Here is a 17,866-nt window from a genome sequence, read left to right as displayed (position 1 = left end):
TCTCGCCTGCCTGGTGGGTGCCCTGGCGTGCTTGCCGTTTTCCGGTGAGCTGATCAGCGACGTCGGTTCGGCGCCGTGGCCGGCGACGGCGAACATGGTCTACCTGGGCGTGTTCCCGACGGCGATCGCGTTCACCACGTGGGCCTACGCCCTGTCGCGGACCACGGCAGGCAAGGCCGGGGTGACGTTGTACGCGGTACCCGCGGTGACGGTGTCGATGTCCTGGATCATGCTGGGCGAGCTGCCCTCGTTCACGGCGTTCCTCGGGGGTGCTCTGTGCCTGGCCGGCGTGGCTGTGTCCCGCTGGAAGCCCCGTACCACGAGCCGCCGTCGGCCGCCGGTTCTTGCTCGTGCGGACTAGCGCATCACAGCTCGAGGACGGTGCCGTCCGGCGGGAGCTCCACCCCGGCGGCGCGCACCCGCGCATGCTGCTCGGACGTGCTGTACAGCACCGGATTGGTGTTGTTCAGATGCGTGTACGCCCAGCGCACGGTCGAGTGCTTCCGTAGCAGCGGTGGTTCAACCGCGGTGCCGGTGGCCGCACCGGTGGCGGTGCTGCTGGCGGTGCTGGTGGCGATGCTGGTGGCGCTGATCAAGCAGGTCGCTCCTTCCTGCCTGTCATGACAAGGCGGACCGGCCGTGCGGCACTTGCCGCCTGGGCGGATCCGCCACTTCCTACCGGGTCAGTCGTCCATGCGCGCGACGTACGCGGTCACTTCCATCGGGGTGTCGTACTCGACGACATCCGGGGAGGAAATCCGGGGTCTGCCAGGCCTCGAGCTCGGTGCCGGGATCGTCGACCATGCCTGATCCCCGCACTGTCGGAGCACGAGTCGATCACGGCCGGATGGTAGCCCCGTCGCCGACGTCATTGCTGCCCGTACCGGATTGGGCACGTGGAGTGACGGTGATCAACGTGCGCACCAGATCGGTGAGCAACGACGCCGGGATCCCCGGATCGAGCAACCGCTGCACGCTCAGGCCGATCCCCAGGCTCAGCAACACGGCCGCCAGGTTGTCGGCGGGCATCGGCACGTCCACGTCGAACCGCTCGGTGCTCTCCCGCACCAGATCGGCGATCACGTCGCGCATGCCCTTGTCCCGGCCGGCGAGTTCCCGGCGCAGGTGCTCGTCGTGCCGTACGGCGAGCGCGAACTCCACCTCCAGCGTCGTCCGGGCCTCGTCGCCGATGTTCTCCTCCGCCCAGCGCTGCAGCCGAGCGATGCGTTCCTCGATCGAGGCCGCCGAGCTGACCGCCTCGGTGATCTGCGCGATCTGCTCGGCGTGGATGGCGTCCAGCACGGCGAGGCACAGCTCGTTCTTGTTGCGGAAGTTGGAGTAGACCGCTCCCTTGGAGAACCCGGCCGCTTCCGCCACCTTCTCCAGCGACGTCGGCCCGTAGCCGTCGCGCAGGAACAGCTCCTTGGCGGTGGCGATCAGCTGGGCGCGCGTGCGTGCCTGACGCTCGGCGCGGGTCAGTCGTGCCATGATCCGACCGTACTCGGCGACTCGGCGCATCCGGTGCTGGTGAGGCTCCTCAGGGCACTTTCAGCATCGCGGCCACCGCGGCACGGGCACGCTCTACGATGCAGGCATGCTCCGTCTACGACGACTTGCTCTGGTGATGCTGGCTGCCGTTGCGCTGGTGGCCGCCGCGTGTACCGGTGACGACGAGCCCGCGCCGAGCGGGTCGCTCCCGGAGGCCAAGGGGCTGCTGGACGACGCGGCGAAGGCCGCAGCCGAGATCACCAGCACGCATTTCGTCGTCCGCACGTCGGGCAACGTGCCCGGGGTGGCCTTCGAGAACATCGACGGCGACCTGAGCCTGCAGGACAAGCGGGTGGCGGCCAAGGGCACCGCGACCATGACGCTGATGGGCAACCGGGTCGAGGCCAAGTTCGTGCTGGCCGGCGGCACGCTGTACCTCGATCCGGGAAGCGGGCAGTACCAGGAGATCCCCGAGGCGCAGGCCAAGCTGGTCTACGACTTCTCGGCGGTGCTCGACCCGCAGCGCGGGGTGGCCAAGCTGATCGGCGAGCTGGCCGACGCCAAGACGGTCAAGCAGGAGAAGGTCGGCGAGGTCAGCGCCTACAAGATCGACGGCACGGCGACCAAGGAGTCCATCGCCGGCTTGGTCCCGCAGGCGGCTGCGGACGTGCCGGTGTCGCTGTGGGTGACCGCCGAGGGGCACCAGCCGGTGCAGGCCACCGCCACTTTCCCCGGTGAGCCGGCAGGCAAGCTCACGGTCACGCTGTCGAAGATCAACGAGCCGGTCACCGTCGAACCTCCCGCCTGATGACCCGGACGATCAGTCGCCGCGCCCGCGTCGGCGCGATCGGCGCGGGCACGCTCGCCGTGCTGCTGGGCGCGCTGGACACCTACGTGGTCGTCGCGTTGTTCCGGCAGATCATCGACGAGCTGCGGATCCCGATCAACGAGCTGCAGCGGCTGACCCCGATCGTCACCGGCTACCTGCTCGGCTACATCGCGGCGATGCCGTTGTTGGGGCAGGCGTCCGACCGATTCGGGCGCAAGCCACTGCTGCAGCTGTGCCTCGGCGGATTCGCCGCGGGTTCGGTGATCACCGCGCTGTCCGGCGACGTGACGATGCTGGTGGTCGGCCGGGTGGTACAGGGAGTCGCCAGCGGTGCCCTGCTGCCGGTGACCATGGCACTGGCCGCCGACCTGTGGGCGGCGCGGCGCCGGGCGGCGGTGCTCGGCGCGGTCGGGGCCGCCCAGGAGCTGGGCAGCGTGCTGGGGCCGTTGTTCGGGCTGGCGCTGGCCGCGCTCGCCGGCTGGCGCGGGGTGTTCTGGGTGAACGTGCCGCTCGCGCTGCTGGCCATGGTGGCCGTGCACTTCGCGCTGCCGGGACGTCCGCAGGCAGGGGACCCGGAGCAGCGCCGCAAGGTCGACGTGGTCGGCGGCGTGCTGCTCGCCGTGGTGCTCGGGCTGCTGGTGACCGGGCTGTACAACTCGGACCCCGGCAAGCAGGTGCTGCCGGAAGACGGTGGCTTGCTGCTGGCCTGCGCCGGCGTGGCCCTGCTGGCGTTCGTCGGCTGGGAGCTGCGGGCCCGCACCAAGATCATCGACACCACCGGCGTCCGGATCGGACCGTTCCTGGCCACGCTGGGAGCCAGCGCCATGGCAGGCGCCGCGCTCATGGTGACGCTGGTCGACGTGGACCTGTTCGCGCAGTCGCTGCTGGGCACCGACGACGCGGGCGCGATCATGCTGCTGCTGCGCTTCCTCGTCGCGCTGCCGGTCGGCGCGGTGCTGGGCGGCTGGCTGGCCACCCGGCTCACCGATCGCTGGGTCGCCGTGGCGGGCATGGTCGTCGCGGCGGGCGGTTTCGCGCTGCTGTCGCGCTGGCCGAAGGATCCCCGGGCCGCGCGGCACGACCTGGGCCTGATCGACCTGCCGGTGCTGGACACCGATCTCGCCGTCGTCGGCTTCGGGCTCGGGCTGGTGATCGCGCCGCTGTCCTCGGCGGTGCTGCGCGTGGTGCCCTCCGTGCAGCACGGCATCGCCTCCGCCGCCGTGGTGGTGGCGCGGATGGTCGGGATGCTGGTGGGTGTCGCGGCGCTGACCGCATGGGGCCTGCACCGGTTCTGGACCGACTACAACAAGGTGCTGTCCGAGGTCGGCCTGCCCATCGGGGTGCCGCCGGAGGAGGCCAAGCGCATCGAGCAGGCGCTTCTCGAGGGGCGCAACGAGGCGTTGCTCGCCCAGTACACCGACATCTTCTCCATCACCGTGTTCATCTGCCTGGCGGGTGCGCTGCTCGCGGTGTTCGTCGCGTCGCACCGGCGCACGGCCGCCGAGGACGAACGGGCAGAATAGGGCTAGCCCATTGACGTGTCCGCCGGGCGGGCCGTCGCCAGGGGCGGGCAGCAGTGCCTCACCTCGCCCGGCACCGGCAGCTTTGCCGGTCATCACCCGACATTGCCGATCACCAGGCCGGCCGTCGCCGGTCACCAGGGAGGAAACACTTCATGGCGCAGGCCGCTGAGCCGCCGTCCGGAACCCGGGACTTCCTGGCAGACGAGGTCCGCCGTCGTGAGGCCGCGTTCGCCACCGTGCGGGAGGTGTTCGAGCGGTACGGCTTCGACCCGCTCGTCACGCCCGCCTTCGAACGGATCGAGACGCTGCTGGGCAAGTACGGCGACGAAGGCGACAAGCTCGTCTTCAAGATCCTCAAGCGGGGCGAGCACGAGGCGTCCGGGGAGGCGGACCTGGCGCTGCGCTACGACCTGACGGTCCCGCTCGCCAGGGTGGTGGCCACCTACGGCTCCCAGCTGCCGTCGCCGTACAAGCGGTACGCCATCGGCCCGGTCTGGCGTGCCGACCGCCCGGGCAAGGGCCGGTTCCGCGAGTTCACCCAGTGCGACTTCGACATCGTGGGTTCGTCGTCCGAGCTGGCCGACGCCGAGGTGCTGGCGATCGTGCACGACGGGGTGCGGGCGCTCGGGGTGGAGGAGTTCACCATCGAGCTGAACTCCCGCCAGGTGCTGTTCGGGCTGTTGCAGGCCTACCGGGTGCCCGCCGAGCTGGGCGGCCCGGTGCTGATCACCCTGGACAAGCTGAACAAGCTGGAGCCGGCGCAGGTGGTCGCCGAGCTGGTCGAGCGGGGTCTGGCCGAAGCGGACGCGCAAGCGCTGGTGGACGACCTCACCGCGGGCGATCCCGAGGTCGTCCGCGCCCGGCTGGACGACTCCGAGCAGGGCAAGCAGGGGCTGGCCCAGGTGGACCGGCTGCTCGAGCTCACCGCCGGGCTGCCGGTGCGGTTCGCTCCGCGCATGGTCCGCGGGCTCGACTACTACACCGGCATGATCTTCGAGGTCACCGCAGCCGGGTTCACCGGTTCGATCGCCTCGGGCGGCCGCTACGACGGTCTGGTCGCCGCGCTGGGCGGCCCGGACATGCCCGCGGTGGGCGGATCCATCGGGCTCGAGCGGATCCTGTCGCAGCAGGAGGCCGAGGCCACCGAGGCGCGCGGACTCGACGTCGCGGTGACCGTGCTCGGCGCCGAGGAGCGGGTGCTCAAGCTGGCCGCGGATCTGCGGGCCGCGGGTCTGCGCACCGGGGTGTACCTCGGCTCGTCCGGCAAGCTGGCCAGGCAGCTCAAGTGGGCCAACGCCCAGCGCGCCGCGTACGCGGTGCTCTACGGGCCCGCCGAGCAGGAAGCGGGCACCGTCACGGTGCGCGACATGACCTCCGGTGAGCAGACGTCGGTTCCGCTCGACGGGGTCGTGGCCCACCTCAGCGCGGCGGTCCGCACGGACCGGGCCTAGCGCTTGCCGTAGAGCCGGTCGCCGGCGTCACCCAGGCCCGGGACGATGAAACCGGCGTCGTTCAGCCGCTCGTCGATGCTCGCGGTCACCACCCGCACCGGCAGCCCGGACTTCTCCAGCCGGGCCAGGCCCTCCGGCGCGGCCAGCACGCAGATCGCCGTGACGTTGGCGGCGCCCCGCCCGGTCAGCAGCCGGATGGTGTACTCCATCGAGCCGCCGGTGGCCAGCATCGGGTCAAGCACGAACACCGGGCGGCCGGCCAGCGAGGGCGGCAACGACTCCATGTAGGGGGTGGGCATGAGGGTCTGCTCGTCCCTGGCCAGCCCGACGAAGCCCATCAGCGCCTCCGGGATCATCCGGTGCGCCTGATCGGCCATGCCGAGCCCGGCGCGCAGCACCGGCACCAGCAGCGGCGGCTCGGCCAGCTTGTAGCCGTCGGTGTCCGCCACCGGCGTGGTGATCGGCTCTTTGCGCACCGGGGCTTCCCGCATCGCCTCGTAGACCAGCATCTGGGTCAGGTCGTGCAAAGCGAGACGGAAGGCGGCGTTGTCGGTCCGGGCGTCGCGCATCTTGGACAACCGGACGCGGGCGAGCGGGTGATCGACGACGGTTACGTCCATGATGGGAGAGACTAGCCTGCCGCTACCCTCGTGTGGGTGAGCGAGCATCCCGGCAACGAGCGCGCCGAACAGCACAATGCCCGCGAGCAAGCCAAGCAGCCTGCTCTGCGCGCGTCCGACGCGGATCGTGAACGTGTCGCCGCGGTCTTGCACCAGGCGCTTGGCGAAGGCCGGCTGACGGTGAGCGAGCTGGAAGAGCGGCTGGACCGAGTGTACGCGGCCAAGACGCTGGAGGAGCTGGCGCCGATCACGGCCGACCTGCCCAACGCGCAGGGCGTCGTCCAGCTGGGCACGCCGAACACGGCGGCCCAGCAGACCACCGGCCACGAGCTCATCGGCGGCACTCCGGGCTCGGCCACCTCGGTGGCGATCTTTTCCGGGACGGCGCGCAAGGGCAACTGGGTGGTACCGCCGGAGCACAACAGCTTCGCCCTGTGCGGCGGCGTGGAGATCGACCTGCGGCGGGCGCGCTTCGCCGAGCGGGAGACCACCATCACCGCGGTCGCCATCATGGGCGGCATCGACATCGTGGTGCCCGACGACATCTACGTGGAAGTCACCGGCTTCGGTGTGCTGGGGGCGTTCGACAGCAAGGGCGACGCCCGCCCCGACCCCGATCCGAACGGGCCGCGCGTGACCATCGGCGGAGTGGCGATCATGGGCGGGGTGACGGTCCGGCGCAAGCCGCGCAAGGACCCGCCGGACAAGCACCGCATGATCTGACGACGGCGGGCGCCGCCATCGGCCGTGCGGGCCTAGACTCGGCGTATGCCACAAGCAGCACTCTCCGGGCTGGACGAGGCCACACGGGACGAATCCAGCTTGCGCCGGTTCCTGGACGGGTTGCCCGGCGTCGACCAAGTCGGTGTCGAACAACGCGCGGCGAGCCTGGCCACTCGCAGCATCAAGAAGGCCAGCAAGCTCTGGGCGTTGAACACCGCGATCAGCATGGTCGACCTGACCACGCTGGAGGGGGCCGACACCGTCGGCACGGTCCGGTCGCTGTGCGCCAAGGCCCGCCAGCCGGACCCGGAACGACCGGACACGCCGAGGGTGGCCGCGGTGTGCGTGTACCCGGACCTGGTCGCCACGGCGGTGGAAGCGCTGGAAGGCACCGGGATCGGCGTGGCCAGCGTCGCCACGGCGTTCCCGTCCGGCCGGTCCAACCTGGCGGTCAAGCTGGCCGACACCAAGCTGGCCGTCGAGTCGGGCGCCACCGAGGTGGACATGGTGATCGACCGCGGGGCGTTCCTCTCCGGCCGTTACGGCGCGGTGTTCGACGAGATCAGGGCGGTCAAGCAGGCGTGCGGGGACGCCCACCTGAAGGTGATCCTGGAGACCGGCGAGCTGGTCACCTACGACAACGTGCGCAAGGCTTCGTGGCTGGCGCTGCTGGCCGGCGCCGATTTCATCAAGACCTCCACCGGCAAGGTGCAGCCCGCGGCGACGCTGCCGGTCACGCACGTCATGCTGCAGGCGGTGCGCGACTGGTACACCGCCACCGGCGAGCTGCGCGGCGTGAAGCCGGCCGGTGGCATTCGCTCGGCCAAGGACGCGATCCGCTACCTGGTGGCGGTCAACGAGGTCGCCGGCGAGGAGTGGCTGACCCCGCGGCTGTTCCGCTTCGGGGCGTCCAGCCTGCTCAACGACCTGCTGTTGCAGCGGAGAACCCAGCTCGACGGCCACTACTCGGGCCCTGACTACGTGACGGTGAACTGACCATGGCCCTGTTCGACTACGCCCCGGCGCCGGAGAACCGTGACATCGCCAACTTGAAGCCGCACTACCGTCCGTTCATCAACGGCGAGTTCGTGGACGGCAACGGCGAGCCGTTGAAGACGATCAACCCGGCGACCGGAGAAGTGCTCGCCGAGGTCTCCACCGTGGACACCACGGACATCGACCGGGCGGTGCAGGCGGCCCGGAACGCCTACGAGAAGGTGTGGCGCCGGATGCCCGGCAGCGAGCGCGCCAAGTACCTGTTCCGGCTGGCCAGGTTGATCCAGGAGCGGGCGCGTGAGCTGGCGGTGCTGGAGACGCTGGACAACGGCAAGCCGATCAAGGAGTCGCGGGACGTCGACATCCCGACGGCCGCTGCGCACTTCTTCTACCACGCGGGCTGGGCGGACAAGCTGTCCTACGCGGGCTACGGGCCGGATCCGCAGCCGCTGGGAGTGGCCGGCCAGGTCATCCCGTGGAACTTCCCGCTGCTGATGCTGGCCTGGAAGATCGCGCCCGCGCTGGCGTGCGGGAACACGGTGGTGCTCAAGCCGGCGGAGACGACGCCGCTCACCGCGCTGGTCTTCGGCGAGCTGTGCCAGCAGGCCGGGCTGCCGCCCGGGGTGGTGAACATCGTGCCGGGAGCCGGGGACGTGGGTGCCGCGCTGGTCAGCCACCAGGGCATCGACAAAGTGGCGTTCACCGGCTCCACAGAGGTCGGCAAGATCATTCAGCGGCAGCTGGCGGGCAGCGGCAAGAAGATGACCATGGAGCTGGGCGGCAAGGCGGCGAACATCGTGTTCGACGACGCCCCGCTGGACCAGGCGGTGGAGGGCATCGTCAACGGCATCTTCTTCAACCAGGGCCACGTGTGCTGTGCCGGGTCGCGGCTGCTGGTGCAGGAGTCGATCGCCGAGGAGCTGCTGGAGAAGCTGCGCTACCGGGTGTCCACGCTGCGCATCGGCGACCCGCTGGACAAGAACACCGACGTGGGCGCGATCAACTCCGCCGAGCAGCTGGCGAAGATCCGCGAGCTGGTGGCCTCCGGCGAGGCGGAGGGCGCCGAACGGTGGACGTCTCCGTGCCCGTTGCCGGAGAAGGGCTTCTTCTTCGCCCCGACGGTGTTCTCCGGCGTGCATCCGTCGATGCGGATCGCGCGGGAGGAGATCTTCGGGCCGGTGCTGTCGGTGATGACGTTCCGTACCCCGCAGGAGGCGGTGACCAAGGCCAACAACACCCCGTACGGGCTGTCCGCGGGGATCTGGACCGAGAAGGGCTCCCGGATCCTGTGGATGACCGCCCAGCTGCGGGCCGGGGTGGTCTGGGCCAACACGTTCAACCGCTTCGACCCGACCGCACCGTTCGGCGGCTACAAGGAATCCGGATTCGGTCGCGAGGGCGGCCGCGCGGGGCTGGAGGCTTACCTCGATGTCTGACACCCGACTTGCCGTGGCGAAGACCTACAAGCTGTACATCGGGGGGAAGTTCCCCCGGTCGGAGTCGGGCCGCTCCTACCCGGTGACCGACACGCGCGGCCGGTTCCTGGCCAACGTGGCGCACGCGTCCCGGAAGGACTTGCGGGACGCCGTGGTGGCCGCGCGGAAGGCGTTCGCGGGCTGGTCGGGCGCGACGGCCTACAACCGCGGGCAGGTGCTGTTCCGGGTGGCGGAAGTGATGGAGGGTCGCCGGGATCAGTTCGTCGCTGAGGTGCGTGCCGCCGAGGGCGTGCAGCCGCGCCGGGCGGAGGCGCTGGTGGACGCGGCCATCGACCGGTGGGTGTACTACGCGGGCTGGACCGACAAGCTGTCCGCGGTGCTGGGTGCGGCGAACCCGGTGGCCGGGCCGTATTTCTCGTTCACCGTGCCCGAGCCGACCGGGGTGGTCGGGGTGTTCGCCCCGCAGAAGTCGTCGCTGCTGGGGCTGGTCAGCGTGGTGGCCCCGGTGCTGGCCACCGGTTGCACCGCGGTGGTCGTGACCAGCGCCGAACGTCCGCTGCCCGCGGTGACGCTGTCCGAGGTGCTGGCGACCTCGGACGTCCCCGGTGGTGTGGTGAACGTGCTGACCGGGCGGGCCGAGGAACTGGCGCCGTGGATGGCCTCGCACGCCGACGTCAACGCCCTCGACCTCACCGGTGTCGAACCGTCGGCCCGGGCCGAGCTGGAGCGCGCCGCGGCCGACACGGTGAAGCGCCTGGTGCGGGCTCCGCGGCAGGAGCCGGACTGGACCGCGACCCCCGGCCTGGAGCGCCTGCGCCCGTACCTGGAGGAGAAGACGGTCTGGCATCCCATGGGCGTGTGACCCGGCTTCGCGCGCACGCGGCTGGTCGACGGCGCATGTCGTGGCCGGCTCGCTACCCTCGGGCGCGAAGGAGGTCGATCATGACGTCTACGGTGTTCGTCACCGGTGCCAGCGCGGGGTTCGGAGCCGAGATGGTCCGCCGCTGGGCTGCGCGCGGCGACCGGGTGATCGCCGCGGCGCGGCGGCGTGAGCGGGTGCAGGCGCTCGCCGACGAGCTGGGTCCGTCGGTGCTGCCGTTGGAGCTCGACGTGCGGGACCGGGTGCAGGTCAACCATGCGATCGAGACGCTGCCGGAAGAGTTCGCCACCATCGACGTGCTGGTGAACAACGCCGGGTTGGCCAAGGGGATGGAGCCTGCGCACGAGGCCGACCTGGACGGCTGGCAGCAGATGATCGACACCAACTGCGCGGGGCTGGTGTACTGCACGCGGGCGGTGCTGCCCGGCATGGTCGCGCGGGGTTCCGGGCACGTGATCAACATCGGATCCATCGCGGGGACGTATCCGTACCCGGGGAGCAACGTCTACGGCGCGACGAAGGCCTTCGTGCGGCAGTTCAGCCTCAACCTGCGCAGTGATCTGCACGGCACCGGGGTGCGCGTGACCTGCATCGAGCCGGGGCTGTCCGGGAACACGGAGTTCTCGAACGTGCGGTTGCAGGACGACGAGAAGGCCGCAGCGGTGTACGAGGGCACGGAGCCGCTGACGCCGGAGGACGTCGCCGAGGCGGCCATCTGGGCGGCGAGCCAGCCACCGCACGTCAACATCAACGTCATCGAGCTGATGCCCGTGGTGCAGAGCTTCGCCGGGCTGGCGGTGCACCGGAAGAACTGATGCCGGCCGGGAGCGGCCACGACTACGCTGCGGCCCCGGGTCTTGTTCGGCGCTGCTGAGCGCGAGCCGGCTCACATGCGCCGGAACATCGGTTCCAGCAGCCAGGCCCCGCCCACGACCAGGGTGCAGGTGACCATGACGCCCAGGATGAGGATCCACAGCCACCCCGGGACACCGGTCAACCTGGCCAGCTGGTCCACGTCGGAGTTGTAGGCGGCGCCGCGGCGGCGTTTGGCCTGCAGCTCGAACAGCGGGCGGATCGCGCCGAGCAGCAGCAGCCAGGTGATGGTGTAGACGAAGGCGGAGATGAGATTCGCCGGCCCGGTGAACGCCACGACGGCGAGCACGAAGGCGGTCAGCAGCACCACGAAGACGCCGTAGACGTTGCGGATCATGACCAGGATGCCGCAGATGCCGATGGCCGCGATGATCAGCACGGCGGAGATCCGGTCGGCGGCGGCCAGTCCGGCGAACACCACGCCGAGGACGGCGGGAGCGGGGTAACCGGCGAGCATGGTGAACACCACGCCCGGACCGGTCGGCCTGCCGCGGGAGAACGTCAGGCCCGAGGTGTCGGAGTGCAGGCGGATGCCCTCCAGCCTGCGGCCGGCCAGCACCGCGGCCAGGGCATGTCCACCCTCGTGCACCAGGGTCACCACGTGCCGGGCCACTCGCCACGGACGGCCGGACAGCACCACGAACAGCGCGATGATGCCGGTGACGGCGGGCACGACGGCGTCCGGCTCGGCCTGGCCGCCGAACGGGTTCTGCCACCAGGTGTCCGCTGCGAACGTCACGACATCATCATGATCATCGGCCGTCCCGTGCTCCGATCGGGTCACGCCATGAGGCTGGCGGCGACCGTGGCGCCCAGGTTCCAGCAGGCTTCCAGGTCCTCCTTGGTCGGCTCCCCGGTCACCGAGACGGTTGCGGTGACACGCTGCCAGCCCAGCCCGGTGACGATCGATTCGATGCCGCGGATGGCGCCGGTGGTGTCGTTGTTGCCGTGCACGTACAGGCCGTACGGGCGGCCGCGCGTGTCATCCAGGCAGGGGTAGTAGATCGTGTCGAAGAAGACCTTCAGCGCGCCGCTCATCATGCCGAGGTTGGCCGGCGTGCCGAGGATGTAGCCGTCCGCCTGGAGTGCATCGGTCGGCGTGGCGGCCAGGGCGGCCTTGCGGACCACTTCGACGCCCTCGATCTCGTCGGTGGTGGCGCCGTCGACCACGGCCTCGAACATCGCCGCGACATTGGGTGAAGGCGTGTGGTGAACGATCAGCAGTCGCGCCATGTCGTCCTTTCGTCGTCACCTCGTGCCCGTCGGTCGTCGCGCGGCTCGCGCGACGACCACGCTACGCACCGAGCAACTGCCGCACATCTGCGCGCAGTGCTGACATCTTCCGCTCGGCTTCCCGGCGGCTCGCGGCAAGCTGGTCGTCGGCCGGGACGGGCTGCACGACCTGCAGGTACGCCTTGAGTTTCGGCTCGGTCCCGGAGGGCCGGACCACCACTCGCAGCCCGTCCGCCAGCAGCCGGATCCCGTCGGTCCTGGGCCGGAGATCGTCCAGCTCGGCGGGCGTGCCGGCGAGGGTTGCCGGTGGCTCGGCGCGCAGCCGCGCCACGCGCTCGGCCGCCTGCGCCGGAGATCCCAGCCGGATCGAGATCTGCTGGGTCAGATGCACCCCGTGGCGGCGCGCGAGCTCGTCAAGTCCCTCCAGCAGCGACGATCCGGCGGCCTTCCGGGCAGCGGCCAATCCGGCGACCATCAACGCCGCGGAGATCCCGTCCTTGTCCCGCACCGCGGCGGGGTCGACGCACAGCCCCAGCGCTTCCTCGTAGGCGAACACCAGGTTGTCGCCGGCACGGGCCAGCCACTTGAAGCCGGTCAGCGTCTCGGTGTACTGCGCGCCGTGCGCGGCGGCGATCGACTTCAGCAAGGAGGAGGAAACGATGGTCGTGGCCACCAGCACCCCCTCGGTGGTGGGTTCGGTCGCCAGCACGTGCTCGCCCAGAAGCCCGCCGGTTTCGTCCCCGGAGAGCATGCGCCAGCCACCGTCAGCCGAGCCGTCCGGGACGCCGACCGCGCAGCGATCGGCGTCCGGGTCGAAGGCGATCGCGATGTCGGCGTCGATGCGCCTGGCCAAGGCGAGAAGCTCGTCGCAGGCGCCGGGCTCCTCGGGGTTGGGGAAGGTCATCCCGCCGAAGTCGGGGTCGGGAGTGTCCTGGGTGAAGTGCACGTCGGTGAAGCCGGCGCGGCGGAAGGCTTCGGCCGCAGTCTGCGCACCGACTCCGTGCAGCGCGGTCACCGCGATCCGGATGTCGCGCGCCGAGAGCCGAGGCACCTGCGCGACCTGTTCCAGGTAGGCCTCCACGACGTCGTCGGCCAGTGTCTGGTACGTCGTGGCGCGAGGAACGGCGTGTGCCGAGGAGACCTCGGCGATGGCCGCTTCGATCTCGGTGTCCGCGGGTGGGATGATCTGTGCCCCGCTGGCGTCGTAGAGCTTGTAGCCGTTGTCCGGCGCGGGATTGTGGGACGCGGTGATCTGGATTCCCGCGACCGCACCAAGGTGCCGCACGGCGAAAGCCAGTACCGGTGTCGGCAGCGGGCGGCTCAGCAGCCGCACGTCGAACCCGGCAGCGGCGAGGACTCCCGCGGCGTCCGCGGCGAAGGCTTCGGAGCCACGTCGGGCGTCGCGCCCCACGACGACGAGCCCGCCGCCGTGGCCGTTGGCCTGGAGCCACGACGCCACGCCAGCCGTGGTGCGGACGACCACCGCGCGGTTCATGCCGTTCGGCCCGGCACGCACCGGGCCGCGCAGGCCCGCGGTGCCGAACTTCAGCGGCCCGGCCATGCGGTCGGCGAGGTCGTCGCGTGCGGCGGGGTCACCGCCCAGTGCGCGGGCGAGGACCTGCTGGAGCTCGGCCTTGGTCGCTTCGTCGATGTCGTCGGCGATCCACCGGTAGGCGGCGTCGCGCAGTTCTGCCGGGATGCTCATGCCCGCATCATGAGCTCGCGCAGCAGCGAACCCATCCGGTTGGCGGCCGCCCGGCCCGCTTCGACGACCTCTTCGTGGTCGAGCGGCTGACCGGACAGGCCGGCGGCCAAATTGCTGACCAGGGACAGGCCGAAGACCTCGAGCCCGAGCGCGCGGGCCTGGATGGCCTCCAGCACGGTGGACATGCCGACCAGGTCGGCGCCGAGGGTGCGGAGCATGCGGATCTCGGCCGGGGTTTCGTAATGCGGCCCGACCATGCCCGCGTAGACGCCTTCGGTGAGGGTGGGGTCGATCTCCTTGGCGAGCTGTCGCAGCCTGGGGGAGTAGAGGTCGGTGAGGTCGACGAAGTGCGGGCCGACCAGCGGCGACAGCCCGGTCAGGTTCAGGTGGTCGCTGATCAGCACCGGCTGGCCGACCTGCATGTCCTCGCGCAGGCCACCGGCGGCGTTGGTCAGCAGCACCGTGCGCACACCGGCAGCGGCAGCGGTACGCACCCCGTGCACGACGGCCGCCATGCCCTTGCCTTCGTAGTGGTGGGTGCGGCCGAGCAGCACCAGCGCGCGACGGCCGTTGCCGAGTTCGACCGACCGCGCTGTGCCGCCGTGCCCGATGGCGGTCGGCGCGGCGAAGCCGGGGAGTTCGTGCAGCGGGATCTCGGCGGTGGGGGCGCCGATCACGTCGGCGGCAGGACGCCAGCCGCTGCCGAGGATGAGCGCCAAGTCGTGTTTGGCCACTCCGGTGCGCCGGGCCAGTTCGTGGGCCGCGGCCGCTGCGTTGTCCACGTTGTCAACGTTGTCAGCTGTCACGGATTGCAGCCTAGATGTTCGGCCGACGCCGGTGGCGGCATGTGTCCCGAGTGCGTGACAAGTCGCTCGGTCGCGCAGCGACCCGTCCTCGCTTCGGCCCGCCAAGCCCGCCATGCTGACCGGTACCCAGGTCCTGGTGTCCACCGCCAACCCGGGGGCGAGGTCCACCGTTGATCCCGTGTGCGGTCCGGTGCCGGTCGTGTGGTGCGGTCCGGTGTCGGTGGTGGGGTGGGGTTCGGTTTCGGTCGTGTGGTGCGGTCCGGTGTTGGTGGTGGGGTGGGGTTGGCTGTCGGTCGTGGGTGCGGTTCGGCGTTGGTCCTGGGGTGGCCCTTGCCCGAGCCGTCACCCCCGGCCGACGCGGACCTTGTCCCGCTTCGCACCGGGTGCCGGCCGCAGATGGTGGACCTCGATAGCCATGGCTACTTGACCACCTGACAACCACAAGGTGGGCCCGGGCGATGTCTCCAGCGGGGCCGCCGCTGGCGTGGTGGTGCTGTGCCCGGCACGGGCATCTGCCACTCTCAAACCGGCAGGCACCTGCTTGTGTGCATCGGTGTCCTTGGAACCGTGGTCGCCGCCACGGATGGCGCAAGATACGCCGAGCACTTTCGCGCTCGCAGATTGCTGGGCTCGGGTACGTACCAGTCGCTTGCCTGGTGAGTTCGTCCGTCGGCGGCTGGTGGCGGCGGGTGCTGGCCTACGCTTCCGGTGGCGGTCTTGTCTACCGCGTCCGGTAGCGGTCTTGTCTGCTGCCTTCGATGGGGTCTTGTCCACCGCTTTCGGCGGCGGTCCGCACCACTGCGTCCGGCGGCCTTGTCTACCAGCTTCGGTGGCGGTCCTGGCACCACTGCGTCCAGCGGCGGGTGCGTTTCGCCCGCTGCGTCAGGAGATCCCGTACCGGGGGAGGGGATCGCCTTCGTCCGGCATCAGCTGAGTGACGATCTGGTGGGTCAGCCAGTCCCGGATCGACGCGAAGTCGTCGACGGCGGACGGGCCGATCGGCTCGTGCAGGGTCTCCCCGGTGTAGAGCGCGAGCAACCAGCGGTCCAGGAGCTGCACCAGGTCGAGTGCGGTGACGCCGAGGTCATGGCGCGCGGTGAAGTCGGGCAGGTACAGCCGTGTGCCTCCCCGGGGCAGCAGGTCGAGCACCCGGCGGTACCGGTTGGCCATGGGGATGAGCAGCTCGAGTTCGGTGCGCTCCCCGGCCCAGGTTTGCCTGCGCAGTTCCAGGACGGCGTCCAGCCGCGGGTCGATCGGCGCGAGCGGGCCGCCGACGGAGTGTTCGGCAAGCCGGTACTGGGTGAGCGCGCTGATGAACTCGACCTGGGCGCGCACCATCGCCAGATGCCATGGGCGCAGGTAGCCGACGAACCGGTCACCTTCCCGGTCCCAGATCACCGCGTCGTCCGGATCGGTCGGCAGCCTCTCCCACGGGGTCGTCCTACGCCGTCCGGACTCCATTGCGCCCACCTAGTTGTGCTGCGACTTCAGCAGGCTCAGCTCGCGGCCGACGTGCTCGACGATCACCGCACGATCGGCACCTCTGGCGTTGAGGTACAGATCGTTGTCTTCGCCGGTGACGTAGGTGATCCACCGCACGCCCGGTTCGACGTCGAGCACGACGGGCGACCGCGTGCCGCTGGTGTGGCGCCGCCCCAGGCTGTCCCGCACGGCGAGCATGATCTTGTTCACGGCCAGGCGGGATTTGGGATCGTGCAGCGCCTGCATGCGGCGAGCTTCACGGGTCAGGGTGCGCTCGACGGCGATGCCCGAGCTGCGCTGGGTGAGCTCCTGCGCCCGGCAGGTGATGGTCTGTTCCCTCGCCGGCGGGCACGGGTCGAGGTTGTTGACGATCTCGTCGATCAGGGTGTCGGCACGGATGTCGCGCAGCTCGATCTTTTCCTCGCCGACGACGAGCCGGGCGATCACGCTGTCGGTGCCGCTCAGGCCGCTGTGCAGCCGGGTTTGTTTTTCCTTCGTCGCTGCGTAGACGTAGCACTCCTCCTCGGCAGCACAGAGCGCACGTAGCGCTATGACCAGCTCGACGCTTGGGGCTCCGCGGTCGAGCAGGCCTTGCTCCTCGAGCTCGGCGTGCGCCTGGCCGCTGAGGGCGCGCAGCTCCTCCTCGTCGCGCCAGATGGGCTCCGGCCGCAGCGTCGCGGGCAGCCGGAGCCCCTGGCGAGCAGCGAAATAGTCGAGTGTGTCGGGTGTCAGCCAGACTGGGTTGGGCAGTAGCACGGGTTACTCGCCAATGACTGGTGGAACGACCGTCATACCGGTGGATTCGTCGATGAGTTTCTCACCGTACTCGTCCACCTCGGTCTTCAGGCCAGGGTCCATCTCCTGCTTGACGTAGTACTCGTCCTTGTGTTCCTTGTCCTCTTCGCCCTTACCGCCACGGCCGGCGGCACCCATCATGCCGCCCATCATGCCGCCGCGGCCCATACCGGCACCCATGCCGCCCATGCCTTTGCCTGCGGCCATGCCGGCGCCCGGGCCCGCACCCGCGGAACCGCCGGGGCCGAACCCGCTGCGCGCACCAGGCGCGGCGTGATCGCCACCACCCGCGGCGCCGATCATGCCGCCGCCCATCATGCCGGCGGCCGCCGCCGCGCCACCGGCAGCGAAGCCACTGGCGCCGTCGCTGCTGCTGCGGAAGCCGCCACCGCGCGAGCTCGCGCGCGTCGCGCCAGGCGGAATGAGCCGACCATCCGGGGTGCGGATGGTGCCGTCCGGGTAGCGGATGCTGCCGTCAGGCAGCCGTACCGCGCCGGGTGGCAGGCCGCCGGGAAGTGAGCCGGACTGGCCGCCGGAGGGCAGGGTGCTGCTGCCGGTGCCTCCGGTGCCGCCTGGTCCACCGGGCAGATTGACGCCACCGACGCCACCGGTGCCGGACGTTCCGGTACCTCCTCCGGTACCAGACGTGCCGGATCCACCGCCGTAGGTGCCCAGGCCGGTCGGGTCCGAGGAGATCGGGCCACCGGTGTAGCCGGAGGTCGTGGTGTGGCCGGAGTAGTTGTTGCTGCCGCCGTTGAACCCGCCACCGACCTTTTTGCCGCCTCCGCCGCCGGAGTCTTCGACGGTGAACTTCAGGCCTTCGGGTCCGCCGACGAGTTCGCCGTAGCTACGGGGAATGGAGCTGGCGTTTTCGTTGGTGCTCTTGGCGTATCTGTTGTACGCCTCCACCACACGAGCAGCTTCCTCGTTCCACTTCTCGAGCTTTTCGTCCTGGTCGGAGAAGATCGGCAGGTACTTCCCGAAGAAGTCGAGCTCCGGCTTCGGGCCAGGACCAGGACCGATCTC

General features: G+C 70.4%; 19 protein-coding genes and 1 pseudogene. 9 read left to right on the top strand and 11 right to left on the bottom strand.

Features of this window, described 5'->3' with window-relative positions:
* A partial coding sequence (locus CXP56_RS06970) for a DMT family transporter (protein ID WP_286900474.1) occupies nucleotides 1-361 on the top strand: 361 nt, incomplete at its 5' end.
* 4 nt (nucleotides 362-365) lie between these two features.
* Here CXP56_RS06970 and CXP56_RS19005 read toward each other — a convergent pair.
* On the bottom strand, nucleotides 366-596 hold the full coding sequence (locus CXP56_RS19005; protein WP_353744536.1) for a hypothetical protein: 231 nt from the start codon (nucleotides 594-596) through the stop codon (nucleotides 366-368).
* A gap of 241 nt (nucleotides 597-837) precedes the next feature.
* A complete protein-coding gene (locus tag CXP56_RS06955; protein WP_286900470.1) occupies nucleotides 838-1,488 on the bottom strand; it encodes a TetR/AcrR family transcriptional regulator in 651 nt (216 codons plus the stop codon).
* A gap of 106 nt (nucleotides 1,489-1,594) precedes the next feature.
* Between CXP56_RS06955 and CXP56_RS06950 the strand changes: the two genes are divergently transcribed.
* From CXP56_RS06950 to hisS, 3 genes are all read left to right on the top strand, one after another.
* On the top strand, nucleotides 1,595-2,296 hold the full coding sequence (locus CXP56_RS06950) for an LppX_LprAFG lipoprotein (RefSeq protein ID WP_028848835.1): 702 nt from the start codon (nucleotides 1,595-1,597) through the stop codon (nucleotides 2,294-2,296).
* Complete coding sequence (locus CXP56_RS06945; RefSeq protein ID WP_028848836.1) at nucleotides 2,296-3,840, top strand: MFS transporter; 1,545 nt, start codon at nucleotides 2,296-2,298, stop codon at nucleotides 3,838-3,840. The genes CXP56_RS06950 and CXP56_RS06945 overlap by 1 nt, the downstream gene beginning before the upstream one ends.
* A 152-nt stretch (nucleotides 3,841-3,992) precedes the next feature.
* Nucleotides 3,993-5,291, top strand: coding sequence for a histidine--tRNA ligase (gene hisS / locus CXP56_RS06940; protein ID WP_028848837.1), 1,299 nt, complete (start codon nucleotides 3,993-3,995; stop codon nucleotides 5,289-5,291).
* Here hisS and upp read toward each other — a convergent pair.
* Nucleotides 5,288-5,911, bottom strand: a complete 624-nt coding sequence (upp, locus tag CXP56_RS06935; RefSeq protein WP_028848838.1) for a uracil phosphoribosyltransferase — start codon at nucleotides 5,909-5,911, stop codon at nucleotides 5,288-5,290. The two genes, hisS and upp, sit on opposite strands and share 4 nt — an antisense overlap.
* 105 nt (nucleotides 5,912-6,016) lie before the next feature.
* Between upp and CXP56_RS06930 the strand changes: the two genes are divergently transcribed.
* The 5 genes from CXP56_RS06930 (at nucleotide 6,017) to CXP56_RS06910 (ending at nucleotide 10,761) form a co-directional block, all read left to right on the top strand.
* A complete protein-coding gene (locus CXP56_RS06930; protein ID WP_038045876.1) occupies nucleotides 6,017-6,634 on the top strand; it encodes a DUF1707 SHOCT-like domain-containing protein in 618 nt (205 codons plus the stop codon).
* 45 nt (nucleotides 6,635-6,679) lie between these two features.
* On the top strand, nucleotides 6,680-7,630 hold the full coding sequence (gene deoC, locus CXP56_RS06925; protein WP_028848840.1) for a deoxyribose-phosphate aldolase: 951 nt from the start codon (nucleotides 6,680-6,682) through the stop codon (nucleotides 7,628-7,630).
* A 2-nt stretch (nucleotides 7,631-7,632) separates the two neighbouring features.
* Nucleotides 7,633-9,066 carry an aldehyde dehydrogenase family protein gene (locus tag CXP56_RS06920; RefSeq protein WP_028848841.1) on the top strand — a complete coding sequence of 478 codons (1,434 nt, stop codon included), beginning with the start codon at nucleotides 7,633-7,635 and terminating at the stop codon, nucleotides 9,064-9,066.
* Nucleotides 9,059-9,928 (top strand): aldehyde dehydrogenase family protein, encoded by an 870-nt coding sequence (locus tag CXP56_RS06915; RefSeq protein ID WP_028848842.1) that lies wholly within the window; start codon nucleotides 9,059-9,061, stop codon nucleotides 9,926-9,928. The genes CXP56_RS06920 and CXP56_RS06915 overlap by 8 nt, the downstream gene beginning before the upstream one ends.
* A 77-nt stretch (nucleotides 9,929-10,005) precedes the next feature.
* Complete coding sequence (locus tag CXP56_RS06910; RefSeq protein ID WP_286900477.1) at nucleotides 10,006-10,761, top strand: SDR family oxidoreductase; 756 nt, start codon at nucleotides 10,006-10,008, stop codon at nucleotides 10,759-10,761.
* Between the two features lie 71 nt (nucleotides 10,762-10,832).
* Here CXP56_RS06910 and CXP56_RS06905 read toward each other — a convergent pair whose 3' ends face one another.
* The 8 genes and pseudogenes from CXP56_RS06905 to CXP56_RS06870 form a co-directional block, all read right to left on the bottom strand.
* Nucleotides 10,833-11,558 (bottom strand): M50 family metallopeptidase, encoded by a 726-nt coding sequence (locus tag CXP56_RS06905; protein WP_479267824.1) that lies wholly within the window; start codon nucleotides 11,556-11,558, stop codon nucleotides 10,833-10,835.
* Between the two features lie 41 nt (nucleotides 11,559-11,599).
* Nucleotides 11,600-12,052, bottom strand: a complete 453-nt coding sequence (locus tag CXP56_RS06900; protein WP_286900468.1) for a flavodoxin family protein — start codon at nucleotides 12,050-12,052, stop codon at nucleotides 11,600-11,602.
* Nucleotides 12,053-12,113: 61 nt separating this feature from the next.
* Nucleotides 12,114-13,757: a phospho-sugar mutase gene (locus CXP56_RS06895; protein WP_286900465.1), complete on the bottom strand. Its 1,644-nt coding sequence runs from the start codon at nucleotides 13,755-13,757 to the stop codon at nucleotides 12,114-12,116.
* Nucleotides 13,754-14,563 carry a purine-nucleoside phosphorylase gene (locus CXP56_RS06890; protein WP_028848846.1) on the bottom strand — a complete coding sequence of 270 codons (810 nt, stop codon included), beginning with the start codon at nucleotides 14,561-14,563 and terminating at the stop codon, nucleotides 13,754-13,756. Before CXP56_RS06890 ends, CXP56_RS06895 begins: the two co-directional genes overlap by 4 nt.
* A 345-nt stretch (nucleotides 14,564-14,908) precedes the next feature.
* Nucleotides 14,909-14,980, bottom strand: a pseudogene (locus tag CXP56_RS06885) (50S ribosomal protein L15); the annotation flags it as partial.
* A gap of 465 nt (nucleotides 14,981-15,445) precedes the next feature.
* The gene (locus CXP56_RS06880) at nucleotides 15,446-16,024 is read right to left on the bottom strand and encodes a hypothetical protein (protein WP_286900461.1); all 579 of its coding nucleotides are present in this window, start codon (nucleotides 16,022-16,024) and stop codon (nucleotides 15,446-15,448) included.
* A gap of 9 nt (nucleotides 16,025-16,033) precedes the next feature.
* On the bottom strand, nucleotides 16,034-16,801 hold the full coding sequence (locus CXP56_RS06875) for an ESX secretion-associated protein EspG (RefSeq protein ID WP_286900458.1): 768 nt from the start codon (nucleotides 16,799-16,801) through the stop codon (nucleotides 16,034-16,036).
* Between the two features lie 3 nt (nucleotides 16,802-16,804).
* A partial coding sequence (locus CXP56_RS06870; RefSeq protein ID WP_286900456.1) for a hypothetical protein occupies nucleotides 16,805-17,866 on the bottom strand: 1,062 nt, incomplete at its 5' end.

This window comes from Thermocrispum sp. (genome assembly GCF_002919275.1).
Taxonomy (GTDB): domain Bacteria; phylum Actinomycetota; class Actinomycetes; order Mycobacteriales; family Pseudonocardiaceae; genus Thermocrispum; species Thermocrispum agreste.
The sequence above is the reverse complement of the archived record's forward strand: the minus strand, read 5'-3'. Positions and strand labels throughout refer to the sequence as shown.

Coding starts and splice junctions, on each gene's coding strand:
- CXP56_RS06955 (WP_286900470.1), bottom strand. CDS start 1,488: ATGGCACGACTGACCCGCGCCGAGCGTCAGGCACGCACGCGCGCCCAG.
- CXP56_RS06950 (WP_028848835.1), top strand. CDS start 1,595: ATGCTCCGTCTACGACGACTTGCTCTGGTGATGCTGGCTGCCGTTGCG.
- CXP56_RS06945 (WP_028848836.1), top strand. CDS start 2,296: ATGACCCGGACGATCAGTCGCCGCGCCCGCGTCGGCGCGATCGGCGCG.
- hisS (WP_028848837.1), top strand. CDS start 3,993: ATGGCGCAGGCCGCTGAGCCGCCGTCCGGAACCCGGGACTTCCTGGCA.
- upp (WP_028848838.1), bottom strand. CDS start 5,911: ATGGACGTAACCGTCGTCGATCACCCGCTCGCCCGCGTCCGGTTGTCC.
- deoC (WP_028848840.1), top strand. CDS start 6,680: ATGCCACAAGCAGCACTCTCCGGGCTGGACGAGGCCACACGGGACGAA.
- CXP56_RS06920 (WP_028848841.1), top strand. CDS start 7,633: ATGGCCCTGTTCGACTACGCCCCGGCGCCGGAGAACCGTGACATCGCC.
- CXP56_RS06915 (WP_028848842.1), top strand. CDS start 9,059: ATGTCTGACACCCGACTTGCCGTGGCGAAGACCTACAAGCTGTACATC.
- CXP56_RS06900 (WP_286900468.1), bottom strand. CDS start 12,052: ATGGCGCGACTGCTGATCGTTCACCACACGCCTTCACCCAATGTCGCG.
- CXP56_RS06895 (WP_286900465.1), bottom strand. CDS start 13,757: ATGAGCATCCCGGCAGAACTGCGCGACGCCGCCTACCGGTGGATCGCC.
- CXP56_RS06880 (WP_286900461.1), bottom strand. CDS start 16,024: ATGGAGTCCGGACGGCGTAGGACGACCCCGTGGGAGAGGCTGCCGACC.